This is a genomic window from Xanthomonas sp. NCPPB 2866 (genome assembly GCF_041475745.2).
GTDB classification, from domain to species: domain Bacteria; phylum Pseudomonadota; class Gammaproteobacteria; order Xanthomonadales; family Xanthomonadaceae; genus Xanthomonas; species Xanthomonas arboricola.
Map to the genome: position 1 here is coordinate 2,539,151 of NZ_CM192975.1, position 26,660 is coordinate 2,565,810.

The 26,660-nt window shown below is 62.8% G+C and carries 25 protein-coding genes and 3 tRNA genes; 14 read left to right on the forward strand and 14 right to left on the reverse strand.

Annotation, left to right across the window (positions count from 1 at the left end; all coding sequences use genetic code 11):
* Nucleotides 1-291: 291 nt before the first annotated feature.
* The 6 genes from ACCQ04_RS10840 to ACCQ04_RS10865 all read right to left on the reverse strand — a co-directional run bounded on the left by ACCQ04_RS10840 (nt 292) and on the right by ACCQ04_RS10865 (nt 7,126).
* On the reverse strand, nt 292-3,006 hold the full coding sequence (locus ACCQ04_RS10840) for a heavy metal translocating P-type ATPase (protein ID WP_012614060.1): 2,715 nt from the start codon (nt 3,004-3,006) through the stop codon (nt 292-294).
* Between the two features lie 166 nt (nt 3,007-3,172).
* Entirely contained in the window at nt 3,173-3,742 is a 570-nt protein-coding gene (locus tag ACCQ04_RS10845) for a DUF4148 domain-containing protein (RefSeq protein ID WP_003821150.1), read from the reverse strand.
* A gap of 229 nt (nt 3,743-3,971) precedes the next feature.
* Nucleotides 3,972-4,349 carry an ArsR/SmtB family transcription factor gene (locus ACCQ04_RS10850; protein ID WP_003821152.1) on the reverse strand — a complete coding sequence of 126 codons (378 nt, stop codon included), beginning with the start codon at nt 4,347-4,349 and terminating at the stop codon, nt 3,972-3,974.
* Between the two features lie 43 nt (nt 4,350-4,392).
* A complete protein-coding gene (locus tag ACCQ04_RS10855) occupies nt 4,393-5,415 on the reverse strand; it encodes a cation diffusion facilitator family transporter (RefSeq protein ID WP_003821153.1) in 1,023 nt (340 codons plus the stop codon).
* Nucleotides 5,416-5,548: 133 nt separating this feature from the next.
* Nucleotides 5,549-6,859, reverse strand: a complete 1,311-nt coding sequence (locus ACCQ04_RS10860; RefSeq protein ID WP_003821155.1) for an MFS transporter — start codon at nt 6,857-6,859, stop codon at nt 5,549-5,551.
* A gap of 9 nt (nt 6,860-6,868) precedes the next feature.
* On the reverse strand, nt 6,869-7,126 hold the full coding sequence (locus ACCQ04_RS10865) for a metal-sensing transcriptional repressor (protein ID WP_003821156.1): 258 nt from the start codon (nt 7,124-7,126) through the stop codon (nt 6,869-6,871).
* Between the two features lie 399 nt (nt 7,127-7,525).
* On the opposite strand from ACCQ04_RS10865, the gene ACCQ04_RS10870 reads away from it, so the two are divergent.
* The 6 genes from ACCQ04_RS10870 (at nt 7,526) to lpdA (ending at nt 15,580) form a co-directional block, all read left to right on the forward strand.
* Nucleotides 7,526-8,737, forward strand: coding sequence for a TolC family protein (locus ACCQ04_RS10870; RefSeq protein ID WP_223656232.1), 1,212 nt, complete (start codon nt 7,526-7,528; stop codon nt 8,735-8,737).
* A gap of 34 nt (nt 8,738-8,771) precedes the next feature.
* The gene (locus ACCQ04_RS10875; RefSeq protein ID WP_015912829.1) at nt 8,772-9,323 is read left to right on the forward strand and encodes a hypothetical protein; all 552 of its coding nucleotides are present in this window, start codon (nt 8,772-8,774) and stop codon (nt 9,321-9,323) included.
* Complete coding sequence (locus ACCQ04_RS10880; protein ID WP_003821159.1) at nt 9,320-10,435, forward strand: efflux RND transporter periplasmic adaptor subunit; 1,116 nt, start codon at nt 9,320-9,322, stop codon at nt 10,433-10,435. Before ACCQ04_RS10875 ends, ACCQ04_RS10880 begins: the two co-directional genes overlap by 4 nt.
* A 13-nt stretch (nt 10,436-10,448) precedes the next feature.
* On the forward strand, nt 10,449-13,595 hold the full coding sequence (locus ACCQ04_RS10885; protein WP_012614056.1) for an efflux RND transporter permease subunit: 3,147 nt from the start codon (nt 10,449-10,451) through the stop codon (nt 13,593-13,595).
* Between the two features lie 53 nt (nt 13,596-13,648).
* Nucleotides 13,649-14,047, forward strand: coding sequence for a hypothetical protein (locus tag ACCQ04_RS10890; RefSeq protein ID WP_015912828.1), 399 nt, complete (start codon nt 13,649-13,651; stop codon nt 14,045-14,047).
* 105 nt (nt 14,048-14,152) lie between these two features.
* The gene (lpdA, locus tag ACCQ04_RS10895; protein WP_015912827.1) at nt 14,153-15,580 is read left to right on the forward strand and encodes a dihydrolipoyl dehydrogenase; all 1,428 of its coding nucleotides are present in this window, start codon (nt 14,153-14,155) and stop codon (nt 15,578-15,580) included.
* A gap of 109 nt (nt 15,581-15,689) precedes the next feature.
* Here the strand turns inward: lpdA and ACCQ04_RS10900 are convergent, their stop codons facing one another.
* Nucleotides 15,690-15,902: an ArsR/SmtB family transcription factor gene (locus ACCQ04_RS10900; RefSeq protein ID WP_425355277.1), complete on the reverse strand. Its 213-nt coding sequence runs from the start codon at nt 15,900-15,902 to the stop codon at nt 15,690-15,692.
* 379 nt (nt 15,903-16,281) lie between these two features.
* Here ACCQ04_RS10900 and ACCQ04_RS10905 point away from each other — a divergent pair, with 379 nt between their 5' ends.
* From ACCQ04_RS10905 to ACCQ04_RS10925, 5 genes are all read left to right on the forward strand, one after another.
* Nucleotides 16,282-18,777 (forward strand): heavy metal translocating P-type ATPase, encoded by a 2,496-nt coding sequence (locus ACCQ04_RS10905; protein WP_017511447.1) that lies wholly within the window; start codon nt 16,282-16,284, stop codon nt 18,775-18,777.
* Nucleotides 18,778-18,792: 15 nt separating this feature from the next.
* Nucleotides 18,793-19,272, forward strand: coding sequence for a Cu(I)-responsive transcriptional regulator (gene cueR / locus ACCQ04_RS10910; protein WP_012614052.1), 480 nt, complete (start codon nt 18,793-18,795; stop codon nt 19,270-19,272).
* A 15-nt stretch (nt 19,273-19,287) separates the two neighbouring features.
* Nucleotides 19,288-19,626: an ISC system 2Fe-2S type ferredoxin gene (gene fdx, locus ACCQ04_RS10915; protein ID WP_012614051.1), complete on the forward strand. Its 339-nt coding sequence runs from the start codon at nt 19,288-19,290 to the stop codon at nt 19,624-19,626.
* A 223-nt stretch (nt 19,627-19,849) separates the two neighbouring features.
* Nucleotides 19,850-20,122: a glutaredoxin domain-containing protein gene (locus ACCQ04_RS10920; RefSeq protein ID WP_012614050.1), complete on the forward strand. Its 273-nt coding sequence runs from the start codon at nt 19,850-19,852 to the stop codon at nt 20,120-20,122.
* 95 nt (nt 20,123-20,217) lie between these two features.
* Nucleotides 20,218-20,586: a MauE/DoxX family redox-associated membrane protein gene (locus tag ACCQ04_RS10925; protein WP_223656233.1), complete on the forward strand. Its 369-nt coding sequence runs from the start codon at nt 20,218-20,220 to the stop codon at nt 20,584-20,586.
* A gap of 74 nt (nt 20,587-20,660) precedes the next feature.
* On the opposite strand, the gene ACCQ04_RS10930 is transcribed toward ACCQ04_RS10925, so the two are convergent.
* Together ACCQ04_RS10930 and ACCQ04_RS10935 are read right to left on the reverse strand one after the other, a co-directional pair.
* Nucleotides 20,661-20,855: a heavy-metal-associated domain-containing protein gene (locus tag ACCQ04_RS10930; RefSeq protein WP_012614049.1), complete on the reverse strand. Its 195-nt coding sequence runs from the start codon at nt 20,853-20,855 to the stop codon at nt 20,661-20,663.
* Nucleotides 20,856-20,955: 100 nt separating this feature from the next.
* Complete coding sequence (locus ACCQ04_RS10935; RefSeq protein WP_017511446.1) at nt 20,956-21,174, reverse strand: Lrp/AsnC ligand binding domain-containing protein; 219 nt, start codon at nt 21,172-21,174, stop codon at nt 20,956-20,958.
* On the opposite strand from ACCQ04_RS10935, the gene ACCQ04_RS10940 reads away from it, so the two are divergent.
* Both ACCQ04_RS10940 and ACCQ04_RS10945 read left to right on the forward strand, forming a co-directional pair.
* Nucleotides 21,173-21,769, forward strand: coding sequence for a VOC family protein (locus ACCQ04_RS10940; protein ID WP_017511445.1), 597 nt, complete (start codon nt 21,173-21,175; stop codon nt 21,767-21,769). The genes ACCQ04_RS10935 and ACCQ04_RS10940 overlap by 2 nt on opposite strands.
* Nucleotides 21,770-22,089: 320 nt before the next feature.
* Nucleotides 22,090-22,983, forward strand: coding sequence for a LysR family transcriptional regulator (locus ACCQ04_RS10945; RefSeq protein ID WP_012614048.1), 894 nt, complete (start codon nt 22,090-22,092; stop codon nt 22,981-22,983).
* 26 nt (nt 22,984-23,009) lie between these two features.
* Here ACCQ04_RS10945 and ACCQ04_RS10950 read toward each other — a convergent pair whose 3' ends face one another.
* Nucleotides 23,010-23,303, reverse strand: a complete 294-nt coding sequence (locus tag ACCQ04_RS10950; RefSeq protein ID WP_024082527.1) for a helix-turn-helix domain-containing protein — start codon at nt 23,301-23,303, stop codon at nt 23,010-23,012.
* 104 nt (nt 23,304-23,407) lie between these two features.
* Here ACCQ04_RS10950 and ACCQ04_RS10955 point away from each other — a divergent pair, with 104 nt between their 5' ends.
* Nucleotides 23,408-24,049: a substrate-binding domain-containing protein gene (locus tag ACCQ04_RS10955; protein WP_012614047.1), complete on the forward strand. Its 642-nt coding sequence runs from the start codon at nt 23,408-23,410 to the stop codon at nt 24,047-24,049.
* Nucleotides 24,050-24,115: 66 nt separating this feature from the next.
* On the opposite strand, the gene ACCQ04_RS10960 is transcribed toward ACCQ04_RS10955, so the two are convergent.
* From ACCQ04_RS10960 to ACCQ04_RS10975, 4 genes are all read right to left on the reverse strand, one after another.
* Nucleotides 24,116-26,059, reverse strand: a complete 1,944-nt coding sequence (locus ACCQ04_RS10960) for a tyrosine-type recombinase/integrase (protein ID WP_012614046.1) — start codon at nt 26,057-26,059, stop codon at nt 24,116-24,118.
* A gap of 226 nt (nt 26,060-26,285) precedes the next feature.
* Nucleotides 26,286-26,361: transfer RNA gene (locus ACCQ04_RS10965), tRNA-Gly, on the reverse strand.
* Between the two features lie 81 nt (nt 26,362-26,442).
* Nucleotides 26,443-26,516, reverse strand: a tRNA-Cys gene (locus ACCQ04_RS10970).
* Nucleotides 26,517-26,584: 68 nt separating this feature from the next.
* A tRNA-Gly gene (locus tag ACCQ04_RS10975) sits at nt 26,585-26,660 on the reverse strand.

Genomic DNA, 26,660 nt, shown 5'->3' on the forward strand with positions numbered 1-26,660 from the left:
CGGCCGATGGCGCGACCGTGCGGTAATGACCTCGGCCACGGGCACCTGCGGCGCCATCGGCGCGCCCGCCGGGGGCGCCGCGGCCTTGCCCTCGTCCTTGGCGTCGCGGGCAGCGATCGCTATCCCCCCGACGGCTGCGATGACGCCTGCCACCACAATGATTCTGATTTTTTTACGCATGGAAGTGACCCTTTCTTGGATGCAGGACTCCGGCCCTTCCGAAGCGCTCTGCAGACATTTGTGTGGAGGCTAGGCGTTACAACGACGGCAAGGTCAAGCCCTCTTGTTGCCTCAGCGGGCAGACGGCACGGACAAGGTGGTGGGACGCCCGGCGTCGTCGCCGTGGTTGGCCTCCGGCGCGCCCTTGAAGCGCAGCAGGCGCAGTGCGTTCAGCGTGACCAGGGCCGTGGCGCCGGTGTCGGCCAGCACGGCAACCCACAAGCCGGTGATACCCAACACGGTGGTGACCAGGAACAAGCCCTTGAGGCCAATGGCGAATACGACGTTTTGGTGAATGTTGGCCATCGTCGCCCGCGACAGGGCCACCAGGTGGGCCACGTCCGTGACGCGGCTCTTGAGCAGCGCGGCATCGGCGGTTTCCAGCGCCACGTCCGTGCCGCCGCCCATGGCGATACCCACGTCGGCGGTCGCCAGGGCCGGCGCGTCGTTGATGCCGTCGCCGACCATCGCCACCTTGGCATCACGCTTCATCTCGTTGACCAAGCGCAGCTTGTCCTGCGGCAGCAGCTCGGCCTCCCACTCGATGCCCAGCTTGCCGGCGATCGCCTGCGCGGTGCGGCGGTTGTCGCCGGTCAGCATGACCGAGCGCACGCCCATGGCGTTGAGCTGGGCCACGCCTTCGCGCGCGTCGCGGCGGGGCTCGTCGCGCAGGGCCAGCAGGCCCAGAACGTTCTTGCTGGCTTCGTCGAACAGGACCACCACGGTCTTGCCGCCATCCTCCAGCTTGTCGATTTCCCTGCGGTGCGCGGCTGTCAGCGTGGCCGTCTGTTCCGCATGGGCGGGCGATCCGACAGCGAGCGCACTGCCGTTCACGGTGGCGCGCACCGCCTTGCCGGCAATGGCCGATGCGCCCGTGGCCTGGGGAATCGCCACGTCCAGGCTCTTGGCATGGGCGACAATGGCCTTCGCCAAGGGATGGTTTGAGCCGGACTCGACAGCGGCGGCAAGCGCAAGGACCTGTTGATGCTTGAACAGCCCGAAGGGCAGGACCTCGGTGATGCGCGGCTTGCCCTCGGTCAGCGTGCCAGTCTTGTCGAAGGCAATGGCGCGCACGCGGCCGATGGTTTCCAACGCGTTGCCACCCTTGATCAGCAGGCCCCGTCGCGTGGCCACCGCAAGGCCCGAGGCGATGGCCGCCGGTGTGGAGAGCACCAGCGCACATGGGCAGGCAATCAACAGCAGTGCGAGGCCGCGGTACAGCCAGGTACCCCAGTCGCCACCCATGGCAAGTGGCGGAACCACCACGATCAACGCCGCGATGGCCATGACGGCAGGGGTGTAGTAGCGGCTGAACTTTTCGATGAAGCGAGCCGTGGGCGCCTTGGAGGACTGCGCCTGCTCCACCAGTTGGATGATGCGAGAAATGGTGTTGTCCGATGCCGTCTTCTCGACTTGTACTTCGAGCACGCCATCGACGTTGATGGAGCCGGCGAACACGTCGGCACCGATAGCCTTTTGACGCGGTACGGACTCGCCGGTGATAGGCGACTCGTCCAGGCTGCTTTCACCGCGGAGGATCTTGCCGTCCGCAGGCACCCGGTCACCAGGGCGCACCAGCACGCGGTCGCTCACGCGCAGGGAAGCGGCGGGCACTTCGCGCTGCCCGCCCGCGGCATCGAGCAGTACCGCCGTCTTAGGCACCAGGGAGGCCAGCGCCTTGATGCCGGCGCGCGCGCGGCCGGCGGCCACGCTTTCCAGCAGCTCGCCGATCGCGAACAGGAACACCACGGCAGCAGCTTCCTCGGCCTCGCCTATCACGAGCGCGCCCAGCGAGGCGACGACCATCAGCGTTTCGATAGAGAACGGCGAGCCTGACACAGCCAGCGCGAAGGCTTTGCGAGCGAACGGCAGCACGCCCGCGATCACCGCAGCGGCGAAGATCCATTCAGCGTAGCCAGGAACGAACTGCGCGATCGCGTAGGCCGAGCCCATCAGGCCGCCCAGGCCCAGCACGTGCTTGCCTTTCTTCGTCTGCCACCAGCGCTGATGGCGCGCCGTCGATGCTGCTGCTGGGGCCGCGGGTGCTGAGCCATCATGGCGGCGCACGTCGGAGACGCCGAAGCCCAGGCTCTTGATGGTCTTCTCGATGTGGCCGAGCTGCGTGGGGCCGCCAGACGCGAGCGTCAATTCCAGCGTTTCTGCGGTGAAGTTTATGCGGGCATCGGACACGCCATCCATGCGAGCGAGCGCCGTTTCGATCTTGCCGACGCAACTGGCGCAGTCCATGCCCTCGACGCGCATGGACACGTTGGGGGGCGTGCTGGGTGCTCCACGGGAGGCAGAGGCCGGCGCATGGTCATGCCCGCTGCAGGCCCCGTGATCGTGACCGTGGTCATGGGCATGGGCATGGCCGTGAGCATGGCCATGCCCATGGTCATCACCGCACGCTTTGCCGTGCGAATGATCGTGCCCGTGGTCGTGGGCATGCCCATGGTCATGGTGGCCGCCGCAGCCGGCGTGGTCATGCGCGTGGGCCGCATGGCACGGTGCAGGTGCTGCGGACATTTCGGACGCGGGCAGTGCCTGCACGTCGAAGCCCAGGGACCGGATTTTCTTGGCAATGTCGCGTGCAGTATTTCGGCTACTTGTGCTGCGCGTCAACGTCAGCGTCTCATTTGTAAAATTAACCTGTACATTTGATACGCCATCAATTCGACCAAGCGCTGTTTCAATCTTGCCGACGCAACTGGCGCAATCCATACCTTCGACCCGAAAGCCCAGTTGTTCGTCCTGCGCTCCTGTGCCGTCCAATGTTTCCAAAGACATATCAATCTCCTGGTTCTCTGAGTAATCGCCGTGGCAGGACGCACAAATCAGCGATCGGAATGTTATGCAAACAAATGAACACTTGTTTGTATGTTTATTCAAAAAAAAGAAAGAATCTCTTTCTGGCTGAACCATCCGACCGCTGCTTTATGCAGCTGCCATTAAGTCATTTTTTGTTGCGCAGCATCTGGTAGGTTTCAAATGCGGTGCGGTAGGCATCACTATAGGTATCAGGCGTCTGCTCACCAGCCCAGAATCCAGCCATTCCCGCAACCTGCCAATCTGCCAAATCACTCTTTACTTGAGCACGAGTCAATGCCACCGGAGCCTTGTAAGCCGCACCCAGCTTGAGCTGGAGATAGCTCTCGTAGGCTTGTTGGTAGGCTTGGGTGTGCGAAGCGGTGGTGATTCCGCGCGAGGTGAACGCGTGCATGCCGGAGATTTTCCACAGTTCCAAATCAGCCATCACTTCAGCACGAGTCTTTCCTGCTGAGGGCGCCTGATACATATCACCTTGGGTCAATTGCAAGTAGCGCTGAAAGGCAGCCTGGTATTGAGGGCTGAACGTATCCGGGCCGCTTTCGCCGCGAGACAACGCTTCCAACCCAGATTGCCTCCAAGCAGCCAGATCCTCCTGGACCTGTTGCCGTGTCATATCTGCGGCGAACGGTTGAGCGTTTACTCCAGCAGCAAAAAGTGCGGAAAGCAGAACAGCAAAGCGAATTTTCTTGGACATGGTCAATACTCCTTGACGTTAAAAATAATGGCGTGGTCCTTACGCCTTTCGGATACCCCGTAGACAAATAATAACACACATGAAGATATGTTCAAGTGTTTATTTTTAGAGTGCTTTTTGCTTGGGGTCTTCTAGGCATTCAGCAAGGCGCGCCGGTGTCTCTCTAGATTAATAGCCAAAAAAAGCCTACCCCTTGAAGGCGTAGGCCGGCGCGCACTCACATGTTCAGTCAATCGTCGTGTCTGTCCTCCGAAATGTGAACCGCCATGTCCTGGAGTACCTGGCTGACGTGCTGGTCGGCAATGCCGTAGAAGATGTGCTTGGCTTGGCGCTCGCCGCGCACGAGGCGCGCGCCGCGCAACAGGCGCAGGTGATGGCTGACCAAGGACTGCGACAGGTCTAGCGAGCCAGCAATGTCGCCCACTGCGACCGATCCGCGCATGCACTGCAACAGGATTTTCAATCGCGATTGGTCGCCCAGCAGGCGGAAGGTCTCTGCCAGAACAGCGACGTCACTTTGCGATAGTGCGAGGACATCAGTGGTCGTGCCGTGGTTAGAGGTCGAACATTGCACAATAGCGGCGCTGGTGGTTTTGCGGGATGTCATGGATTCAAACCCTCAAGTGAACTGCGAACCGTCTAGCACGGCCTCAATGCTTGTGACCGGGAGCGGAGTGGTCATGGTCATGATTGTGCTCACTGTGGTCGTGGCCGCTGTGGTCCTGACGGCCTGTCGTGGGTTGCAGGCTGCAGATGTTCTCGTCAGCCTCCGAGTTCCAGTCGATTCCGACTGTGGCGTGTTCGATGCTGAACTGCTCTCGCAGCACCGCCTCGACGCGCTTGACCACAGCTCGCGCCTCCTCGTCCACGTTGGGTCGAACGTGTAGCGTGGCCATCGTGCGACCGGAAGTGAGTTGCCACACGTGAACATGGCTGACAGCCGCCAGGCCGGGCACAGTGCTCATCAGGCCTTGTTCCACCTTTTCCGGCGAAGCGTCCTCTGGCGCACCCTCCAACAGGATATGGATCGACTTGGCCAGGAGCTTCCAGGCGCTGCGCAGAATCAACGCCGCTACTAGAACCGACAGGATGGGGTCGATCGGAGTCCAGCCGGTGAAGTAGATGACGATCGCTGCAACGATGGCGCCGACAGAGCCGAGCAGGTCACCCATCACGTGGAGGATGGCACCTTTCACATTGACGTGATCGGTTTCGCCGCGGGTCATGATCCACAGCACGAGGACGTTGATCAGTAAGCCGAGCACGGCGACGATCATCATCGGGCCGGCGAGGATGACGGGCGGCGCCTGCAGCCGCTCCCACGCCTCGTAGGCGATCCATGCGACGATCGCGAACAGGGTCACGGCGTTCAGGAAGCCGGCGATGACCTCGAAGCGCAGGTAACCGAATGTGCGTTTGCTGTCGGCTGCGCGGCGACCGAATCGGAAGGCAGCGTAAGCCAGGGCAAGTGCCACGGCGTCGGTCAGCATGTGGCCAGCATCGGCAAGTAGGGCTAGCGAGCCCGACAGCACGCCGCCGACAGCTTCCACGAGCATGAAGCCGAAGATCAGGAAGAAGGAAACCAGAACCTTGCGCTCGTTGGCGCTCGTCACTGTGGGGGTGTGGTCGTGATCATGGTCGTGACCATGGTCATGTGCATTGGATTGGGACATGGGCGCCTCTGCTGGTTGAGTGTTTGACTATGGCGAAATATAACACATGAATATGTGTTCATGTGATATATTTTCGCTCACCCTTCTCAGCCTCCGAAGCCATGCGTTGTGATGCCGCAACGAGAAAATGTGCCTATCCTTTCGGCCAGATACGGTGCAGGTCATCCAGAATCAGCTGGTGATGGTGCCTGCCTTGGTCTGCGTGTGTGCGTAAATGAGGGTGATCCGGCGGCAAGCTGGGGTGGTCATGCGCCACGTCAGAAGGGTCGCTGGCCGGCCACAGCCAGAGCGTCAGCGCCACGCCGGCCAAGCCGACCAGGGACATGACAATGAAGGTCGATGGCAAGCCCATGACCGCGCCGAAGCGGCCGGCAAGTGGGTAGCAGATGAGCCAACAGGCGTGCGACAGCGCGAAGTGTGCCGCGAAGATCGCAGGACGGTCCTCGGCATGGGCCGAGCGGCGCAGAAGACGGCCGGATGGCGTTTGCGCCACGCTGTAGCCAAAGCCGATGATCAACCACAGCGGCAGCAACAATGCATAGCTCGGCAGCAGTGCGCCGATCCCCGTGCCCACGACCAGTACGGTAGCGCCGGTGAGCATCGCGGTTCGGTCGGCCACCTTTTCCAGTAAGGATGGCAGAACGAAGGCTGCCACCATCGAACCGCCTCCGAATGCCGCCAGTGCCGACGCCACTTCGACCTCGCCTAGGCCAAAGCGCGCCTTCACGAGAACCACCGTGTTCACGATCACCATGGCGCCCGCCGCCGAGACGGCCAAGCTGATCGCCAGCAGGCCCCGCAGGCGTGGCGTAGCGAGATAGATGCGTGTGCCGCGGGTCGTGCGATCCCAAATGCCGCGGCGCGGTCCGGGAATAGTTGTGGGCAACCGCACGCTGACCACGAGCGCGGCTGAAACGAGGAAACCGAGCACTGTTCCCGCGAACAGGTTGTGAAAGCTGATGACGGTCAGCAGCGCAGCAGCCAGCATCGGGGAAATCAGGCTTTCCAGGTCATAGGCCAGCCGGGACAGCGACAGCGCCTTCGTGTAGTCCTCTTCATCGGGAAGGATGTCCGGGATAGTGGCTTGGAAAGTCGGCGTGAAGCCGGCGGATGCCGCTTGCAGGACAAAGATCAGCAGATAGATCTGCCAGACCTCGGTGACAAAGGGCAAACAGATCGCGACAACCGCTCGTACCAGGTCCAGCGCTACGAGCAATGACCGTCGCGGGAACTGGTCGGCGAAGGCCTGTGCGACTGGAGCGACTCCCACATAGGCCAGCATCTTGATAGCCAGCGCCGACCCGAGCACCGCACCTGCATCGGCCCCGGCCAGCTCGTAGGCAAGTAGGCCGAGCGCTACCGTCATCAGGCCTGTGCCGACGAGTGCGATCACCTGCGCGGTGAACAGGTGGCGGTAGGTGCGGTTCTTTAGGACGGAGAGCATCGAGAGACCTCAGAGCAGTCTGGTTAGCGCCTTCATTTCGGCTAGAACGGAGTCCTCATCATGAGATAGGCAGTGGTCGATGTGGTCATGGATCAGGACGCGCTTGGCCGCTGTGACGGCGCTCTCCACCGCAGCGAGCTGGCGAGCGATGTCCAGGCAGGTTTCTTCTCCTTCGATCATCCCGATGACGTGTCGCAGATGACCCTCGGCGCGCTTGAGCCGTTTCACGAGATCTGGGTGGCTGGTGTGCTTGTGCATCTCTTTCATGCAGCAATCATATCCCCCCCCGGGGGATATGCTCAAGGAGTCTGCATAGCTGTTTGCGCAGTGGATTAGCCCCACCTCGCCTCTCGATGTCTTGCGCCCGACGCCCTCTCTAAGGCGATTGGTGCTCAAAGGATGTAAGGTTTTCTTTCCCATTCATATGAATAGATATACAATTGTTCATATCCAAGCCAGTGAACAGTGGCTTTTCAACGACAAGCACTTGCTCGGAAAGAGAACACCCAGCCGGGGGTAAGTACTGATGCAACACCGATGGAGAATTGAATGCTTCGCAAAGACATACGCAAGGGATGGATATGGGCGGTATCCACGCTTTGGGCCGGCACCGTGCTAGCCCAGCCAGTAGCCGCCCCTCACGTCCCATCCAGACCAGACAGCCACATGGTCGCCCAATTGTGGGAGTCAGCTTGGCAGCGGCAGCCAGAAGCCGCTGGAGAAGGCGCCTGGCAGCAGGCCGCCCAAGCACGCCAAGAGACGGCCGGCAGTTGGGTGGCAGGTCCGATGGCGCTGGAAGCCTCCACCAAAACTGATCGGTTCAACAACCGCAACGGACAGCGCGAATATGAAGTCGGGGTGGCTATTCCCCTTTGGATGCCTGGTGAGCGCGCCTCGTCGGCACGCTGGGCGGACGCGGAAAGCCTCGCGCTATCCAGCCGGATGCTGGCCGCCAAGCTACGCACGGCCGGACAGGTTCGCCAGGCATGGTGGGCATGGCAGCGTGCCCAGGCCGAATTGGTGGCGGCGCAGGATCGCACCCGCAGCGCGGACGAGTTGGCGCAAGATGTGGCTCGCCGGGTTCGCGCGGGCGACCTGGCGCAAGCCGACAGAAACCAGGCCGATGGCGCCTTGGCGTCGGCTCGTAGTGCCCTGGCCATTGCTCAGGCCGAAGAAATCACGCAGCGCGAGGCGTTGTTGGCACTGACCGGCATCGAGAGTATCCCGTCGCAGGCCGATTCCGCGCAGCCGGAGCAGTCAGGTGTCCGAGTTCAACCGGCATCGGCACAGCCGTCCGGCGCGTTGTTGGGTAACCACCCTGCGCTGCTGGAACTGCAGCACAAGGCGCTGGCGGCCCGCCGCTCTGCGGAACTGGTGTCCCATCAGAAGTACGCCAACCCCGAACTGACCCTGGCGACCACGCGGGATCGGGGCGGCTACGGCGAACGCTACAACCAGACGATCACGGTGGGTGTGCGCATTCCCTTCGGTACGGGTAGCCGTCATACCGAGCAATTGTCCAGCGCCAATGCGCAGGCACTGGAGGCTGAGTCGGCACTCGCGGCCCAGCGCACCCGGCTACTCTCGGAAATTCGAACTGCCCAATCGCGCGAACTGGCAACCAGCACCCAGATGCAGGCCGCTTCGGAGCGCCAGCGACTAGCCCAACAAACGCGCACCTTCTACCAAAAGTCGTTCGCGATGGGCGAGACGGACATGCCGACACGCCTTCGCATCGAGCAGGAGGCCACCGAGGCCGAGCGCGCGGCGCTGCTCGCCAAGGTGGAGCATGCCGCGGCCATCTCGTCCCTGTTGCAGGCACAAGGCACGCTGCCGCAGCCGACCGAGACTTTCACTGACATCTCCGGCACGCGCTGATCGGCGCGCGCTCAACCATCCTGGAACCTTAGAAATGTCGCAATCCTCTTTCTGGCGTGCAGCTGCCTTGTCCAGCCTCCTGCTTGGCAGTAGCGCAACGTGGGCCGGCGACGGCCATGACCATGGCGAAGCCGCTCCTGCCCCCGCAGCGGCCGCGCTTCCGCGCTTTGCCGCAGTTTCCGATGACTTCGAACTGGTGGGTGTGCTGAACGGCCAGCGTCTCACACTCTACCTCGACCATGCTGCCGACAACCGGCCGGTGACCGATGGCGAGCTGACCCTCGAGCTGGGTGGTCAACAGGTAAAGGTCAGCTCACACGGGGTTGGAGAGTTCGAGGCCGATCTGACTGAGCCGCTATCCGATGGCGAGACCTCAATCATGGCCACTATTACTGCGCAGGGCCAATCGGACCTGTTGACGGGCGTTCTCGATGTTCATAGCGAAGACGCCGAACACGAGCATGCCGTCGCATCCGGCCGTGTGGTCGTACTAGGTGGCGGTGCCGCAGTCCTCGGCGTCGGTGTCCTAGCGTGGGCGCTGCGCAGACGTACACGCACCAACGGTGCACTGCGAGGTGCAGCATGAAGCGCAACTTCCGTTTCCTAATGACGACGGCCATGGCGGCTGCATTGGCTCTGGCTGCTCCCGCGTTCGCTCACGACGGCCATGACCACGGCGACGAAGCGCCGGCTGCGTCTTCCAATGGCCCCCAGCGCCAGCCTGATGGCAGCGTGTTTCTTCCGAAACCGTCGCAACGTCAGATCGGTGTACGCACCCAGCTGATCAAGCAGGAGCCCTTGGCCCGCAGCCATGAACTGGCTGGCAAAGTAATCATGGACCCGACGACAGGCGGCAAGGTCCAGGCAATGGTAATGGGCCGGCTGGTGCCCGGGCCGGATGGTCTGCCGCAGATCGGCCAATCCGTGCGCAAGGGCCAGGTGCTGGCTTACATCGAACCGGCCAGCGGTGTGCTGGAGCGCTCAGGCCAGATGGCCCAGGTTGCCGAGCTGCGTGCGGGCCAAGCGCTCGCGCAGAAGCGCTTGGCCCGGCTGCGCGAGCTGTCGGAGACCGTGCCCCGCAAGGAGATCGAAGCAGCCGAAAGCGAAGTGAACAGCCTGACCGAACGCGCCCGCGCCTTGAGCGGGGGCCTCGCCGGCAGGGACGTACTGAAGGCCCCAGTCAGCGGCGTCATCGCATCCAGCCCCGCAGTTGCCGGGCAGGTCGTGGATGCGCGCGAACTGGTGTTTGAGGTGGTCGATCCGACCCAACTGCGCATCGAGGCGCTTGCCTACGATCCGGCAATGGCACAGAACCTGGCCGGTGCTGCACTCGCAGTAGGCGGTCAGAAGGTGCCGCTGAGCTTCGTCGGTGCCGCCAGCAGCCTGCGCGAGCAGGCCCTGCCCATGCTGTTCAAGGGCACCAGCGAAAGCCTCTCGCGCTTGGCGGTCGGTATGCCGGTGGTGGTCTTCGTGCAAGAGGCGACGACGGTACCTGGCTACCGCGTGCCTTCCGGTGCGCTGATGAAGAACCCTGCCAACCAGAACATCGTCTGGGTCAAAGACCAGGCCGAGCGCTTCGAGCCGCGTGTCGTGAACATCACTCCTTTGGATGGTGCATCCATCGCTGTCACTTCGGGCCTGGCGGACGGCGACCGCGTGGTTGTCGAGGGCGCGTCCCTGATCAATCAAGTTCGTTGAGGGGCACCATTCCATGTTCAAGTGGCTTCTCGAAAATAGCTTACGAAACCGGCTCCTGGTCATCATCGGGGCGCTGGTGCTGATGGCGTATGGCGCGTTCACCCTGACGCGCACGCCGGTAGATGTCTTTCCCGATCTCAACAAGCCGACCGTCACTCTCATGACGGAGGCTGGCGGCATGGCTGCCGAAGAAGTCGAGCAACTCATCACGTTCCCGCTCGAAACGGCCATGAACGGCCTGCCCAGCGTCGAAAGCGTGCGCTCGGTCTCCAGCGCCGGGCTTTCCTTCATCTACGTGACATTTGACTGGAAGACCGACATCTTCCGGGCGCGCCAGATGGTCTCCGAACGCCTGACGTCCATGGAGGAAGGGCTAGCCCCGGGCGTGACGCCCACTATGGGGCCAATCAGCTCAGTGATGGGCGAGATCATGCAGATTGCAATCCCCATCGGTGCCAAGCCCTCAGGGCAGAAGAACGCAGCCCCGCCGCTGTCGGCCATGGACACTCGCGAGTACGCGGACTGGGTGCTACGCCCCCGGCTGATGGCCATACCTGGTGTTGCCCAAGTCATCCCGATCGGAGGCGAGGTCCGTCAGTTCCAGGTCCAGCCCAACACCACGCGAATGTCAGAGCTGGGCGTGACTGCGTCCGATCTGGATGCGGCTCTCAAGGGCTTCTCCGCGAACACTTCCGGCGGCTTCCTGGAGATCAATGGCCGCGAGTACCTGATCCGCAACCTGGGCCGCACGTCCCGACTCGACGACCTGCGTAACCTGCCTCTCGCGGTGCGTGCGGGCCAACCCATCCTGCTCCACCAGGTCGCCGATGTTCAGTTTGCGCCAGCCATCAAGCGCGGCGATGCGGGCTTCGAGGGCCTGCCAGCCGTGATCCTGGGCATCCAAAAGCAGCCCACGGCCGATACGATTGCACTGACCCGCTCGATCGAGTCAGCGTTGGCGGACATGAAGGGCTCACTGCCGGCTGGCATGGCCGAGCCACAGGTGACCTTCCGACAAGCCAACTTCATCGAGGCGTCCATCAGCACGCTGCAAGGCAAGCTCATCGGCGCATCGGTCTTCGTGGCGGTGATCCTGTTCTTCTTCCTGGGCACTTTGCGCCCCCTGGTGATCGCGTTGACCGCGATTCCTGCCTCGATCTTCGTGACCGGGCTGGTGTTCCACTATTTCGGCCTATCAATCAACACCATGACGCTCGGTGGGCTGGCGATCGCCATCGGCGGTCTCGTGGACGATGCTGTGGTCGATGTGGAGAACATCATGCGGCGGCTCAAGGAGGACCGCACCCGCCACCCTGAGAACCGGCTGACGCCCCTGGTCATCGTTGCCAGGGCCTCGATGGAGGTTCGCTCGGCGATTCTCTACGCCACGATGATCATTGTGCTGGTGTTCCTGCCCCTGTTCGCGCTGCCGGGGATGGAGGGGCGCTTGTTCGTGCCGCTGGGCATCGCCTTCATCGTCTCCACGCTGGCCTCGCTGCTGGTCTCTGTGACGGTCACTCCGGTGCTTTCGTACTACCTGCTGCCCAAGATGAGGACGCTGGACCATGGCGACACTCGGCTTCTAGCCTGGTTGAAGACGCGCTATCAGGGCGGCCTGCAGCGGGTCTTGCAGCGGCCGCGTGCCGCCCTTGGCATGGCCGCTGTGGCTGTCACACTGGCTGTCGCCGCGGTGCCATTCTTCCCGACCACGTTCCTGCCCCCGTTCAATGAAGGAACGTTGCTGGTGGGCCTGCGCCTGAATCCCGGTGTGACGCTGGCCGAATCTTCGGCGCTTGCCCAGCAAGCCGAGCTGCTGGTCGCGCAGGTGCCAGAGGTGCAGCACGTGGGCCGGCGCAGCGGACGGGCCGAGCTGGACGAGCATGCCGAAGGCGTGCATGTCAGCGAGCTGGACGTGGGCCTGCTGCCCGCCTCGGAGCTAAAGCGCTCCATGGAGGAGATCACCGCCGACATCCGTTCGCGTCTGGCTCACTTGCCCGGCTCCATCGGCATTGGCCAGCCGATCTCGCACCGCATCGACCACATGTTGTCGGGGGTGCGCTCGCAGATCGCCATCAAGGTGTTCGGCGAGGACCTGGACGTCCTGCGCGGGCAGGCGGATCTGCTGCGCGCCAAGCTGGCCGGAATTCCGGGGCTTGCTGACCTGGAGATCGAAAAGCAGGTCCTAGCGCCGCAGATCAAAATCCGCGTGGATTATGCGGCGGCGGGACGCTACGGCGTGGCCGCACCGCAAATTCTGTCCACGCTGCAAAGCCTGGTCGAAGGCGAAAAGATCACCGAGGTCATCGAGGGCAACCGCCGCTTCGCGCTGGTGGTTCGCCTGCCCGAGCAGGCGCGGTCGATTGAGGGCTTGAGCCGCATCCTCATCGACACGCCCATGGGTCGGGTCCCGTTGTCGCGCCTTGCCACCATCGAAGACAGCGACGGCCCCAACCAGGTCAGCCGCGACGATGGCCGTCGACGCATAGTTTTGTCGGCCAACGCTCAGGGACGGCCGCTGTCCGAAGTAGTGGCCGACATACGCAGCGTCGTCCAAGAAGTGCGCTTGCCCGAAGGCTACTTCATCACGCTGGGCGGCCAGTTCCAGGCACAAGAGGAAGCCTCGCGACTGGTGGGCCTGCTGTCCATCGTCTCCCTGACGCTCATGTTCGTGGTGTTGTACACGCGCTACAAGTCGGTCGTCCTATCAGCGCTCATCATGGTGAACATTCCATTGGCCCTGGTCGGCGCCGTGTTGGGGCTGTGGCTGTCTGGCCAGCCGTTGTCCGTGGCCGCCCTGGTCGGCTTCATCACGCTCGCGGGTATTTCTGTGCGCAACGGCATCCTGAAGGTGAGCCACTACCTCAACCTCATGCGCATGGAGGGCGAGGACTTCGACCAGAAGATGATCGTGCGTGGCTCGCTCGAACGGCTTTCCCCGGTTCTGATGACCGCGCTGGTCACGGCCTTCGCGCTGGCCCCGCTGCTGTTCGAGGCGTCCCGACCCGGTACTGAGATCCTGCACCCCGTCGCGGTGGTGATCTTCTCGGGGCTGGTCAGCTCCACGCTGCTAGACACCTTCCTTACACCCGCCATGTTCTGGCTGTTCGGCCGCAAGCCTGCCGAACGCCTGCTGGACGACCGCGACGCGGAGGCATTCTGATGCAACGCCTTCTGTCACCCGATTTCAACCACCGTAACCCTATAGGAGCTTTCATGTCTGTTCGATTTCGTTCCCTCACGGCCGGCACCGCCCTCGCCCTGGCATCCGTCACCGCCTTCGCCGCAGGCGACCATGACCACGCGCATGACCACAAGCCGCTGCATGGTGGCGTCGTGACCGAAGTCCGGGACGTGGACTACGAGTTGGTCGTTCAGCCCGCAGCAGCGCAACTCTACCTGCGCGACCACGGCAAGCAGGTCAATGTAAGCAACACCAAAGCCAAGCTCACACTGTTGACCGGCTCACAAAAGCAGGAGGTGCAACTCACGCCTGCCGCGGACGGAAGCCGCCTCGAAGGCAGCGGGACCTTCGCCGCAGCCAAGGGCACGAAGGCCGTCGTCCAAGTCGAACGTGGGGGCAATACCGCGAGCGCCCGGTTCGTTCTGCCGTAGTGTTCAACGTGATCGTCAGGGAACGAGCTGTAATCTGGCGACCACCTGACAAAAGGCGCGACATAGGCGCTCACTATTTCCTCAAAAACTTTGGAGATGTAAATCATGGAAATGCATTTCGACGTCATTGTTATCGGTGCCGGCCCAGGCGGATACATCGCGGCCATTCGCGCTGCCCAATTAGGCATGAAGGTCGCTTGTGTAGATGCCTGGAAGAACAAGGACGGAAAGCCAGCACCTGGCGGCACCTGCAACAACATCGGTTGTATCCCTTCGAAAGCGCTACTGCAGTCGTCAGAGAACTTTGAACAAGCCAAGCACCACTTTGGCACGCACGGCATCTCCACGGGTGATCTGCGCATGGATGTGACCACGATGTTGGAACGTAAGAATCAGGTCGTGAAGTCCAGCAACGAAGGCATCCTTTATCTGTTCCGCAAAAACAAGGTCCAGTTTTTCAACGGCCTGGCGTCTTTCACCAGGACTGTCGATGGTGGCTTCGAGGTGAGCGTCGCCGCCGATGAGGCTGTTACCTTGGTGGGCAAGCAGATCATCGTTGCCACAGGCTCCAACGTGCGGCCACTCCCCAACCTACCGTTCGATGAGCGGGTCGTGCTCTCCAACGACGGCGCGCTGGACATCGCGGCCGTGCCCGATCGGTTGGCCGTCATCGGTGCCGGCGTGATCGGCCTGGAGCTGGGCTCCGTTTGGCGCCGCCTGGGGGCGGATGTCACGATCCTCGAAGGCTTGCCCAGCTTCCTGCCAATCGTCGACCAAGCCATCGCCAAGGAGGCGAAGAAGGCGTTCGACAAGCAAGGCCTGAAGATCGAACTAGGTGCGAAGGTTCGCGAAGTCAATGCAACCGAGGCTGGCGTGACTATTCACTACACCGACAGCCAGGGCCAGACGCAGTCCTTGCAGGCAGACAAAGTGATCGTGGCTATCGGCCGTGTGCCCAACACCGAAGGCCTGAATCCGGCCGCCGTGGGACTCCAACTGGATGAGCGCGGCGCCGTGCTGGTGGACGATGAATGCCGCACCAGTGTGCCCGGCATCTGGGCCATCGGTGACGTGGTGCGTGGCCCGATGTTGGCGCACAAGGCGGAAGAGGAAGGTGTCGCAGTGGCCGAGCGCATTGCCGGCCAGCACGGTCACGTCGATTTCAATACGATCCCCAACGTCATCTACACCAGCCCAGAGATTGCCTGGGTAGGCCGCACCGAGCAGCAGCTCAAAGAGCAGGGCACCGCCTATCGAATCGGTTCCTTCCCGTTCATGGCCAATGGCCGCGCGCGTGCGCTGGGCGACACGCCGGGCCTCGTCAAGGTGATCGCCGATCCTGCCACTGATGAGATACTCGGCGTGCATGTGGTCGGCCCGCAGGCCAGTGAACTGGTGGCCGAGGCCGTGATCGCCATGGCGTTCAAGGCCAGCAGCGAAGACATCGCCCGCATCTGCTTTGCCCATCCGACCCTCTCCGAGACGTTCAAAGAGGCCTCGCTGGCCGTGGACAAGCGCGCGCTCAACTTCTGATTGATCGGAAGCGGCATCCAAACCACCTCACCGAACGCAGCTGCGGGCGGTGGGGCGCATATCGCCATGGAACGTAGGCCACGCCGCAACGGCATGCTATGCCCAACAGTTACTCGTCGTTGTGGTCTTCCGCGATGTGGGTGGCCATATCCAGCAGCACCTGGTTCACGTGCTTGTCCGCCACCTCATAGAAGATCTGTTTGGCTTGGCGCACGCCCTTGACCAGGCGAGCACCGCGCAGCAGCCGCAGGTGGTGGCTCACCAGCGACTGCGAGAGTTCGAGGGTTTCAGCGATGTCCCCGACCGAGGAAGAGCCTTTCATGCAGCACAGCATGATTCTCAGCCGGGACGGGTCACCCAGGAGGCGGAATGTCTCAGCCAAGATGGTCACGTCATTCTGTGACAGCGATTCCAAATCGGCGCTGGGACCCTTCGGTGGGGTACTGAATGGCTTACTTGTATTCATTTTTAAAATATTTCCTAACCTCGAATGGCTGTTTTCGCCCTTCAGAATTAACAAGGCAGCGGCCGCTTAGGCGCGCGCAGCAAAGAACCAGTGCGAGCCTGGCAGGCAAGGCCTCCGTTCCCCGTGCACCGGGTCATTTCTGAAACCTGACAGCATCCGAAAAAGCGCTTGACCTTCCCACGATGGTAAACCCTAAGCTCCCTCCATGTCGAATTTCAACTATGGGAAGCACACCATGAGCATGGCAACAACGAGTAGTGCTGGCGCCCAAGCAGCGGCAATCAGCCTGCCCATCGAGGGCATGACCTGCGCAAGCTGTGTCGGCCGAGTCGAGGCCGCCCTTGCCAAGGTCGAGGGCGTGGCAAGCGTGTCTGTCAATCTCGCCACCGAGCGAGCGGACATTCGCCTGAACCGTCCTGTCGATCGCATGGCGCTGATCCAGGCGATCGAGAAGGTAGGGTACGACGTGCCTCAGGGCACCATCGAGCTGGCGATCGGAGGCATGACCTGCGCTTCGTGCGTGGGCCGCGTCGAGAAGGCGCTCAAGGCGGTGCCGGGCGTCACTGAGGCTGTGGTCAATCTGGCGACCGAGCGCGCTACCGTGCGTGGCGTAGCATCCGTGCAGGATCTGATTGCTGCTGTCGATAAGGTCGGCTACGAGGCCAGCCCGGTCGATACAGGCATGCAGGCCGACGAGGAAGCTGCCGAGAAAAAGGACGCCGAGCGCGCCGAACTCAAGCGCGACCTGACCCTGGCCGCCGTGCTGGCGCTGCCTGTGTTCGTGCTCGAAATGGGCTCGCACATGATTCCCGGCATGCACGAGTGGGTGGCTTCCACCATTGGCATCCAGCAGAGCTGGTATCTGCAGTTCGTGCTGACCCTGCTGGTGCTCGCCATTCCGGGCTGGCGCTTCTATGAGAAGGGCTTCCCGGCGCTGTTCCGCCTGGGTCCCGACATGAACTCGCTGGTCGCGGTCGGCACGGCCGCGGCCTTCGGTTATTCGATGGTCGCCACGTTCGCGCCCAGTCTGCTGCCGGCCGGCACGGTGAACGTGTACTACGAGGCGGCAGCCGTCATCGTGGCGCTGATCCTGCTGGGCCGCTTTCTTGAGGCACGGGCCAAGGGCCGCACCTCCGAGGCCATCAAGCGCCTGATCGGCCTGCAGGCCAAGGAGGCGCACGTGCTGCGCGACGGCCGCATCGTGGACATCCCGATCAACGACGTGGCGCAGGGCGACATCGTGGAAGTGCGCCCCGGCGAGCGCGTGCCGGTCGATGGTGAAGTGACCGAGGGCCGCAGCTTCGTGGACGAGTCGATGATCACCGGCGAGCCGATTCCCGTCGAAAAGGCGGAAGGCAGCACCGTGGTCGGCGGCACCGTCAACCAGAAGGGTGCGCTGACGCTGCGTGCCACCGCCGTGGGCGGTCAGACCATGCTGGCGCAGATCATCCGCATGGTCGAGCAGGCGCAAGGTTCCAAGCTGCCGATCCAGGCCGTGGTGGACAAGGTGACGCTGTGGTTCGTGCCCGCCGTCATGCTGGCCGCGGTGCTGACCTTCCTGGTCTGGCTGGTGTTCGGCCCGTCGCCCGCGCTGTCCTTCGCGCTGGTCAATGCCGTGGCGGTGCTGATCATTGCCTGCCCTTGCGCCATGGGTTTGGCGACGCCGACCTCCATCATGGTCGGCACGGGCCGGGGCGCCGAGATGGGCGTGCTGTTCCGCAAGGGTGAAGCCCTGCAACTGCTCAAGGACGCCAAGGTGGTGGCCGTGGACAAGACCGGCACGCTGACCGAGGGCCGCCCGGTCCTGACCGACCTGGAGATTGCCGACGGCTTTGACCGCAACCAGGTGCTGGCGAAGGTCGCCGCTGTCGAATCGCGCTCGGAGCATCCGATCGCACGCGCCATCGTCGAGTCGGCCGTGGAAGGTGGCATCGCGCTGCCGACGATGACAGACTTCGATTCGGTCACGGGCATGGGCGTGCGCGCCACCGTGGACGGCGCGCGTGTCGAGGTCGGTGCCGATCGCTTCATGCGTGAGCTGGGGTTGGACGTGGGCAGCTTCGCTCGCACGGCCGAGCGCCTGGGCAACGAGGGCAAGTCACCGCTGTACGCCGCGATCGACGGCCGGCTGGCCGCCATCATCGCGGTGGCCGATCCGATCAAGTCCAGCACGCCCGCGGCCATTGCCGCGTTGCACCAGCTCGGCCTGAAGGTGGCGATGATCACCGGCGACAACGCGCGTACCGCGCAGGCCATCGCCAAGCAACTGGGCATCGACGAGGTGGTGGCCGAAGTGCTGCCCGAGGGCAAGGTCGAAGCCGTGCGCCGGCTGAAAGCCAGCCACGGCCAGATCGCCTACGTGGGCGACGGCATCAACGACGCCCCGGCGCTGGCCGAGGCCGACGTGGGCCTGGCCATCGGCACCGGCACCGACGTGGCGGTGGAGTCGGCCGACGTAGTGCTGATGTCGGGCAACCTGCAGGGCGTGCCCAACGCCATCGCGCTGTCCAAGGCGACCATCGGCAACATCCGCCAGAACCTGTTCTGGGCGTTTGGCTACAACACGGCCCTGATCCCGGTGGCCGCTGGCGTCCTGTACCCCGCATACGGTGTGCTGTTGTCGCCGATCTTCGCGGCTGGCGCGATGGCGCTGTCCAGCGTGTTCGTGCTCGGCAACGCGCTGCGCCTGCGCCGCTTCCAGCCGCCGCTGGCGGCGGATACCGCTCATTGAGAAAGGAGGAACACCATGAACATCGGTGAAGCATCCAAGGCCTCGAAGGTCTCGGCCAAAATGATCCGCTACTACGAGCAAATCGGTCTGATCCCTCCGGCTGACCGCACCGATTCGGGCTACCGCGCCTATACCCAGGACGACGTTCACCGGTTGCATTTCATCCGGCGTTCGCGCGACCTCGGCTTCTCGGTGGCCGAGATCACGGACTTGCTGGGACTGTGGAATGACAAGTCGCGCCAGAGTGCTGATGTAAAGCGTCTGGCCCAGCAACACATCGACGAGTTGGACCGGCGCATCGAGAGCATGCTGGAGATGGCCGCGACGCTCAAGGCGCTGATCCGGTGTTGCGCCGGCGACGAACGGCCCGACTGCCCGATCCTGCACACGCTGGAGCAGCCCGATATCAGTGACAACAAGCCCGAAGCGCGCACTGGCGCAGTGCCGCGCCGCGCGCGAGCCAACGCAGCAGGAAAAAAGCCGTGTGCGCACTGAGCAGCCAGGAGAGATATGCCCAAAATCACCGTCTTGCCCCATCCTGAACTGGCGCCTGAGGGAGCCGAACTGAACGTGCCAGCAGGCACTTCGATCTGCGAGGCCCTGCTGGACAACGGCATCGAGATCGAGCATGCCTGCGACATGAGCTGTGCCTGCACGACCTGTCACTGCATCGTGCGCAAGGGGTTCGATTCTCTAAACGAAGTCGAGGAATGCGAGGACGATCTGCTCGACCGGGCCTGGGGACTGGAGGCGCAGTCGCGGCTGAGCTGCCAGGCCATCGTTGCGACCGAAGACCTGACCGTCGAGATCCCCAAGTACACGATCAACCATGCCAAGGAGAACCACTAGGAGCCTGCGTGCTGCCTCAGGCGCACCGGCCTGCGGCAGGGTTGCTCTGGCAGATGGAGGACTGACGGCATTGCCGCCAGATAACCAACCCGTGGGCCAGACCAACCCGCGAGCCAGGTGTCTACACTCCCTTTGCACGGTCGTCGGTTAGGCTGGAAAGGTCATCAACGTCCTTAAATCCGTGACGGCCGGCCCATGGAAAGTCCCACAGGAGAAGTCCTGCATGTCTGCGCCCAAGCTAGCCACGCTCTACCGAATGGTCATGCCCGGCCATACCTGCCCCTACGGGCTGAAGTCGCTCGATCTGCTCAACCGCAAGGGCTACGAGGTCGAGGACAAACACTTGGCAAGCCGCGAGCAGACGGATGCGTTCAAGAAGGAGCATGGCATCGAGACCACGCCCCAGGTCTTCATAAACGGGCGGCGCGTGGGCGGCTACGACGACCTACGCAAATTCTTCGGCATGTCCGTGAAGGACAAGAACGCCGTGACCTAGACCCCTGTGATCGCGCTGTTCGCCACGGCGGCCGCAATGGCGCTGGCGGCGAGCTGGGCGGCCTTCGGCCAAGTCTAGAGCATTCAGGCGGCAGAGTGGTTCGTGGCCTTTGCCATGTGCCTCCTGGCGCTGCAGAAGCTCAAGGACGTGGACGGCTTCGCGACGACCTGCTGGCCAAGCGCTGGGTTCGGTATGCCTATTTCTACCCGTTCGCGGAGGCCATCGCAGGCGTCCAGATGGTCGCGGGCGTGGGGATGTGGGTGTCGATTCCGTTGGCGCTGTTCATCGGGACCGTCGGGGCCGTGTCGGTTTTCAAGGCGGTCTATGTCGATCGCCGGGAACTCAAGTGCGCCTGCGTGGGCGGGGACAGCAACGTGCCGCTGGGCTTCGTGTCCCTGACCGAGAACCTGATGATGGTGGCGATGGCCCTGTGGCCAAGGTCGGCCTACCTTGGGATGCACTGAGCGCCGCGCCAGGTACGGCGCAGCGCACGTGCTCGCATCGGCCGTCCTGTGTGCATGCCGGCCACGATGCGGTGTTACTGCGCGCGCGGCGGGAAGCCAGCTTCGCTCAGGGCCGCGGCGATCTGCTCTTGCGAGGCCGAGGTCTGGACCTCGACACGGCGGGTCGGCGGGTCCGTGACGATCTTGGCGTTGGGGTCGATCATTTGGATCGTTTTCGTCACAGTGCGGGCGCAGCCGCCGCAGGTCATGTCTTCGAGATGGAATTGCATGGAAAACTCCTTTCGGGTTGGGGTGTTTGAAGTGTGCTCCTTGCCACCGTTGGAAGGTCAATCGCTATTTGCATCCCCGCCACACCAACCGGCCGAATGCTCATAGGGGCAAGGCCGTGGTGCTCTTTACGCGATCCAGCACGAAGCTGGTCTTGCAGTCCTGCACGCTGGGGTGCTTGAGCAGCGTGTCGAGCACGAAGCGGGAGTAGTGAGCCATGTCCATGACGACCACCCGCAGCAGATAGTCCATGTCGCCGGTCAGCGCATGGCACTCCACAACCTCTGGCCAGTTCTGGACAGACGCGCGGAACACGTCCATGGGATTGCGCTTGTGCGAGTCGGAGTACTGGGCCGACTTCTACACGAAGTTCTTCAACTTCCAAGAGATCCGCTACTTCGACATCAACGGCGAGTACACCGGCCTAGCCTCCAAGGCGATGAGCGCGCCGGACGGCCTGATCCGCATCCCGCTGAACGAGGAAGCACGCCAGGGCGGCGGCCAGATTGAGGAATTCTTGATGCAGTTCAGCGGCGAGGGCATCCAGCACATCGCCCTGCTGTGCGACAACCTACTCGATGCGCTCGACCGCGTGCAGATGGCCGGTATCCCGCTGCTGACCGCCCCCAACGACATCTATTACGCAAACTTGGAAAAGCGCCTGCCCGGCCATGGCCAGCCCGTACCCGAGTTGCAGGCGCGCGGCATTCTGCTCGACGGCACGACCGAAGGCGGCCAGCCCCGCCTGCTGCTGCAGATATTCTCCGAGCCGCTGCTTGGCCCGGTGTTCTTCGAGTTCATCGAGCGCAAGGGCAACTACCGCGAGGGCTTCGGCGAAGGAAACTTCGGTGCCTTGTTCGAGTCGATGGAACGCGACCAGATCAACCGTGGCTCGTTGGAAATCAACCCGGCCTGATTTGGGCCTTTCCATGAAGGCAGAGCGCCTTCAGTCCTACATCTCGCGAGCCCCTCTGTGGGCTCGCGCTACTTTGGCGTCAGTACTGCCTTAGCCGCTCAAGCATTGAGCGGGTTGGCTTCGGCGTCACGTTCCGAAACAGTTGCTACCGCCCTTGACTTGAGTTAATACATGAACATATGTATTCTTATTCAGATACACCGATGGCCTTTTTCCTCGCCCTGAAGAGGGACCCAGCACTACGTCGCCCCCTCTAAGCGCACTTCGGCAGCAATGCGCCGTGGCCAACCCAATGACCAGGATTGCTGAAGGACGTGCCCATGGAACTTCGTCATTTGCGCTGCTTCGTGGCTCTCGCCGAAGAGCTGCATTTCACCCGTGCTGCGGAGCGCTTGCACATCGAGCAGCCGCCGCTGTCCCGCACGATCAAGGAATTGGAAGACGAACTGGGGGTGCTGCTCTTTGACCGCGATCGGCGGGGAACGCGGTTGACGCCAGCGGGCACCACCTTCCTTCAGGACATTCGCAGGCTGTTCACCAACCTGGAGCAGGCACGAGAAAACGTCAGGGCGATCGCCGCAGGCCTAAGAGGCAGCGTGCGCATCGCCATCTCCGATGGCGCCATCGACCCGCGGCTGTCTGCACTTCTTGCCCTGTGCCGCCAGGAGGAGCCGGAGATCGAAATACGGCTCTCCGAGGTCACCCTGGCGGAACAGTTGCGGGGACTGCGATCCGGCGACTTCGCGATCGGTTTCGCACACACCGCGGACGTCGGCGACGGACTGGTGACGGAGCCCATCTGGCAGGACCCGCTGGTGGTGACCGTGCCGATCCGGCACCCGTTGCTGGCCCACAAGGAAGTGTCGCTACGTGAACTCGTGAGTTACCCGCTGGTGATGTGCGATCCGCAGCTTTGCGAGGGCTACTGCCGCGAATTGACCCGGCTGCTACATCCCCTGGAGCGCGAGTCCACCATCGTTGAGCATGTCTCGTCGCTGGACATGATGCTCACATTGGTCGGAGCTGGTTACGGCATCGGCTTCGCAACGGCGACCCGAATCGCGGCGTGTCAACGTCCCGACGTGGTGATCCGGCCGTTGGCGCTCGATTCGGCCGTCATCATCACCTACCTGCTTCGGCCCGAAGGCGGTAGCGGACTATCCGCACCCGTAGAGCGCTTCATCGAGCGTTTGCGTTCGCCAAAGAGCGATTAGCTACGACGCCTGCGCCACATCCGGCGTCACGCATCGCCCTGAAGGTAGAGGTTGCGCTCCGTGGCCGTCATCAGTTCGGCCGAGCTGATCTTGAGAGCCAGGGAAATTTTTAGAATGAGAGCGAGTGTCGGCATGTGCTCGCCGCGCTCAATCTTGCCCATGTGCGAGCGCGCGATCCCCGCCAAGCCCGCGAACTCATCCTGAGCAATCCCCTGAGCCAGGCGAGCGGCTCGCACCGCTTGCCCGAACGCCAACGCCGGTGCGGACTCATAGGTGGTTACTCCGGCGGGCCGTCCAGGCCGAATAGTGCGCTTCTGCATTCGCAGAAGCGTCATGGAATCACTGATCTTTAACCACGTTAAAGATATCTCTTGAGTATGATGTCGGCTGCTCTTTTCGATCCCGTTGCCTCTTGGGGGCATCCATGCACAACGCCATCAGACCGTCCCCGAATTTCACACTCGCCATAGCGCCAGGTGTGCCGTCTTCACGGCTGTCGGCGCTGCTTGCACTGCAGCGAGCGCACGAGCCGGGTGTCGCGATCGCCGTGCGTGAAGTTTCGGATCAAGAGCTGGTAACGGGCCTGCATGAGGGCCGCTACGACGCGGGGCTATCTCTTAGCAGTGCGGGGGATCACCTGACGAGTAGCCGGAGGCTGTGGTGCGAAAGCATGGCCGTCGCGATACCACCGCGGTTCCGTTTGGTTGATCAGGCGAAGCTCACCATCTCCGATCTTCAGGACTATCCAATCTATCGCTGGCAGGCGGAGGCTTGTCCCTTGCTGGACGAGAGGTTGGCCTCCCTGATGCCAGTGGACCAAGAGAACATCCTGCCTGCAACTTCATTCGAGATGATGGCGCTGTGGGTTTCAGCCGGCTACGGCATCGGCGTATGCGCGCAATCGCGCATCGAGCGTGCCCATCAATGGGGGGTAAGCATGCGACCGCTCGCCGATGGCCCCTATGAGATCGTGACGTACCTCCAACGGCCCCACGCGCAAGCAGATTCTGCTGCCAAGCGTTTCGAGCGCAGGGCGCTGCAGATCGCCGAGGCAGGCGCCCTGTAGCAGGCACTCCTATAGGCCGGAGCCGTCTCATCCCGGCCATAGGTTGCAGCATGGGACTAGACCGGACTAGACCCCTTCAAGCACCGCTGCGCTGTCCACCAGTCGGCGGACGCTCTGCCGCACGTCCTCGGGGATGGGCCGCGGGGCAACGGCCTCGGGCACATCCGCATGGTGCTGGTAGTCGCCCATGAGAACCCGGATGATTGCGGGCACGTTCGTTGGCGTGACCGCATCAATGGCCGCACGATCACCCAGGTCGGGGTGAGGCTGGGTCAGCATGCGGTACAGGTCCCACGAATCGGCGTGCGGGCATTGGTTCATGAGCACTTGGGCCAGCTTGTGCTTGAGCGGCACCAGTTGCCAGTCGGGAACCCGCTGCCCCCGGTTGCCCAGGCTGATCGACAGCAGCTTGCCCGCCTTCAGCTCGCGGTTGATCTGGTCCTTGGACTTCCCGGCCAGCTTGCCGAACAGCGGGACCGGCAGATTGTTCGGCGACTCGTAGATGGCCAGCATTTCCTCGCGCTCGCGCTGGATCGCGGAGACTTCCGGCTCCGGGGCATGCACCGGAGGCGGCGGCACCTGCGACAGCCGCTGGAACATGATTCCGCCGCTGTTGGGGGTCACGACGATAGGCGTGGCCACCACGGGCGGCACGCCGGGGACAACAGGCTCAGCAGTCGTGGAGACCGCGCCCACCACTTCCTCCACTTCCGCCATTGCCGGCACCCCGTCGATACGGATGGTCAGATGCGCGCTCGCGGCTTCGACTTCACCCTGTTCGAGCAGGTCAAGACGGTCTGCCCAGTCCTGCATCATGCGACGCCGAGGCTCCACGTACTTGGCGTGGTTGTAGGCCGAACTCACCTTGTTGGGGTCGGAGTGCGAAAGCTGAGCGTCCACCCAAATCTTCGGGTATCCGATCTCGTTGAGCGCGGTCGAGATGGTGCCGCGGATGCCGTGGCCGGTCAGGCGCCCCTCGTAGCCCATGAGCTGCACGGCCTTGTTGAGGGTGTTCTCGCTGATGCGCTTCTTGAGTTCGCTGCGATGCGACAGCAGGTACTTCTGCGCTGGACGCATCACGCCCAGGAGATAGCGCACGATCTCGATGGCCTGCAGGGACAGGGGCACGATGTAGGGCGGCACGTCCTGCGGCCGCTTGCCGGCCTTGCGCATTTCGTCCTGGAGTTGCTTGACGACCTGCGGCGGGATGATCCACAAGCCGCGGTCGAGGTCGAATTGCTCAGGCTCGGCCAGGCGCAACTCGCCCGTGCGCACCCCCGTCAGGAACAGCAGCCGGACGCCAAGCTGGGTCTGCCAGCCCCGGGGGTTGTAGCGCCGGAGCTTCTGAAGGAACTCGGGCAGCTCGGGCAGGTGCAGATAGGGGTTGTGGGCCACCGGGGGCTTGGGCTCGGCCACCACGTCCAGGTCCGCGGCCGGATTGACTTCCAGCCCTTCGGCGATGACCAGGGCATAGCGGAACATCTGGTTGAACCAGGTGCGGACCTTCTCGGCGGTGGTGAACGCCTTGCGTTTCTCGATCGCCGCCACGACGCCCACGAGCTGGGGCCGTCGAATGTCGTAGATCGACATCTTCCCCAGGGTAGGCAGCACGTCCTTGTTGAAGATGCGCAGGATCTGCGAAAGCGTGCTCTGACGGCCTTCCTTGAGTTCCTTGCGGCGATGCTCGACCCAAGCATCGAAGACGTTCTTGAAGGTGTATTCGCCCGCCAGCTTGGCCGCGTGCCGGCGCTGGTCGCGTTCGATTTGGGGATCAATGCCCTTGGCGAGCAGAACCTGAGCCTTGTCCCGCTCGGCGCGGGCCTCGCGCAGACTGAGGGCGGGATAGCCACCCAGGGACATGCGCTTTTGCTTGCCCAGCCAGTAGTATCGGAAGATCCACGACTTGCCGCCTGCGGCAGAGACCATCAGGCCCAGGCAGTCGTTATCGGAGAGGGTGTAGCGCTTGCCGGTGGTTCTTGCCTGCCGGACTGTCAGATCAGAGAGTGCCATTTCGAGGCTCCTAAGTTATGACTTAGGCCTAATGCTCGTCATGGTTCCCGCTCAGCCCCAGCAACTATCCGGTAGCCGTCCCAACCGTATTCTTGTGCCTCAATTGGTCACTCAAAAACGGTAGCTGTGGGTGGATTTCCGTGGCGCTCGCTGGAATGAAAAAAGGGGCCAAAGCCCCTCTTTTCAACGACTTACAGACGTCAGTAGAAGTCTGTAGATCACTATCTGGAGCGGGAAACGAGACTCGAACTCGCGACCTCAACCTTGGCAAGGTTGCGCTCTACCAACTGAGCTATTCCCGCGTGGAGCAAAATTGTACAGCTTGTTACTTCGTTGCGCCAGTCCTGTCGTCGTTGCCGACGCATGAAACAACGCATGCAATGTGGAGGCCTGGGCCGGAATTGAACCGGCGTACGCGGATTTGCAGTCCGCTGCATAACCACTCTACCACCAGGCCGAAACATCAAACCCAAGGCATCCTGCCTTGAAACAACGAGACCTCCGGCAAGGGGCCTTGTCTACATCTGGAGCGGGAAACGAGACTCGAACTCGCGACCTCAACCTTGGCAAGGTTGCGCTCTACCAACTGAGCTATTCCCGC

Excerpts from the sequence above, each read along its gene's own strand:
- ACCQ04_RS10840 (WP_012614060.1), bottom strand. The coding sequence starts at position 3,006 with ATGTCTTTGGAAACATTGGACGGCACAGGAGCGCAGGACGAACAACTG.
- ACCQ04_RS10845 (WP_003821150.1), bottom strand. The coding sequence starts at position 3,742 with ATGTCCAAGAAAATTCGCTTTGCTGTTCTGCTTTCCGCACTTTTTGCT.
- ACCQ04_RS10850 (WP_003821152.1), bottom strand. The coding sequence starts at position 4,349 with ATGACATCCCGCAAAACCACCAGCGCCGCTATTGTGCAATGTTCGACC.
- ACCQ04_RS10855 (WP_003821153.1), bottom strand. The coding sequence starts at position 5,415 with ATGTCCCAATCCAATGCACATGACCATGGTCACGACCATGATCACGAC.
- ACCQ04_RS10860 (WP_003821155.1), bottom strand. The coding sequence starts at position 6,859 with ATGCTCTCCGTCCTAAAGAACCGCACCTACCGCCACCTGTTCACCGCG.
- ACCQ04_RS10865 (WP_003821156.1), bottom strand. The coding sequence starts at position 7,126 with ATGAAAGAGATGCACAAGCACACCAGCCACCCAGATCTCGTGAAACGG.
- ACCQ04_RS10870 (WP_223656232.1), top strand. The coding sequence starts at position 7,526 with ATGGTCGCCCAATTGTGGGAGTCAGCTTGGCAGCGGCAGCCAGAAGCC.
- ACCQ04_RS10875 (WP_015912829.1), top strand. The coding sequence starts at position 8,772 with ATGTCGCAATCCTCTTTCTGGCGTGCAGCTGCCTTGTCCAGCCTCCTG.
- ACCQ04_RS10880 (WP_003821159.1), top strand. The coding sequence starts at position 9,320 with ATGAAGCGCAACTTCCGTTTCCTAATGACGACGGCCATGGCGGCTGCA.
- ACCQ04_RS10885 (WP_012614056.1), top strand. The coding sequence starts at position 10,449 with ATGTTCAAGTGGCTTCTCGAAAATAGCTTACGAAACCGGCTCCTGGTC.
- ACCQ04_RS10890 (WP_015912828.1), top strand. The coding sequence starts at position 13,649 with ATGTCTGTTCGATTTCGTTCCCTCACGGCCGGCACCGCCCTCGCCCTG.
- lpdA (WP_015912827.1), top strand. The coding sequence starts at position 14,153 with ATGGAAATGCATTTCGACGTCATTGTTATCGGTGCCGGCCCAGGCGGA.
- ACCQ04_RS10900 (WP_425355277.1), bottom strand. The coding sequence starts at position 15,902 with ATGAAAGGCTCTTCCTCGGTCGGGGACATCGCTGAAACCCTCGAACTC.
- ACCQ04_RS10905 (WP_017511447.1), top strand. The coding sequence starts at position 16,282 with ATGAGCATGGCAACAACGAGTAGTGCTGGCGCCCAAGCAGCGGCAATC.
- cueR (WP_012614052.1), top strand. The coding sequence starts at position 18,793 with ATGAACATCGGTGAAGCATCCAAGGCCTCGAAGGTCTCGGCCAAAATG.
- fdx (WP_012614051.1), top strand. The coding sequence starts at position 19,288 with ATGCCCAAAATCACCGTCTTGCCCCATCCTGAACTGGCGCCTGAGGGA.
- ACCQ04_RS10920 (WP_012614050.1), top strand. The coding sequence starts at position 19,850 with ATGTCTGCGCCCAAGCTAGCCACGCTCTACCGAATGGTCATGCCCGGC.
- ACCQ04_RS10930 (WP_012614049.1), bottom strand. The coding sequence starts at position 20,855 with ATGCAATTCCATCTCGAAGACATGACCTGCGGCGGCTGCGCCCGCACT.
- ACCQ04_RS10940 (WP_017511445.1), top strand. The coding sequence starts at position 21,173 with ATGGGATTGCGCTTGTGCGAGTCGGAGTACTGGGCCGACTTCTACACG.
- ACCQ04_RS10935 (WP_017511446.1), bottom strand. The coding sequence starts at position 21,174 with ATGGACGTGTTCCGCGCGTCTGTCCAGAACTGGCCAGAGGTTGTGGAG.
- ACCQ04_RS10945 (WP_012614048.1), top strand. The coding sequence starts at position 22,090 with ATGGAACTTCGTCATTTGCGCTGCTTCGTGGCTCTCGCCGAAGAGCTG.
- ACCQ04_RS10950 (WP_024082527.1), bottom strand. The coding sequence starts at position 23,303 with ATGCAGAAGCGCACTATTCGGCCTGGACGGCCCGCCGGAGTAACCACC.
- ACCQ04_RS10955 (WP_012614047.1), top strand. The coding sequence starts at position 23,408 with ATGCACAACGCCATCAGACCGTCCCCGAATTTCACACTCGCCATAGCG.
- ACCQ04_RS10960 (WP_012614046.1), bottom strand. The coding sequence starts at position 26,059 with ATGGCACTCTCTGATCTGACAGTCCGGCAGGCAAGAACCACCGGCAAG.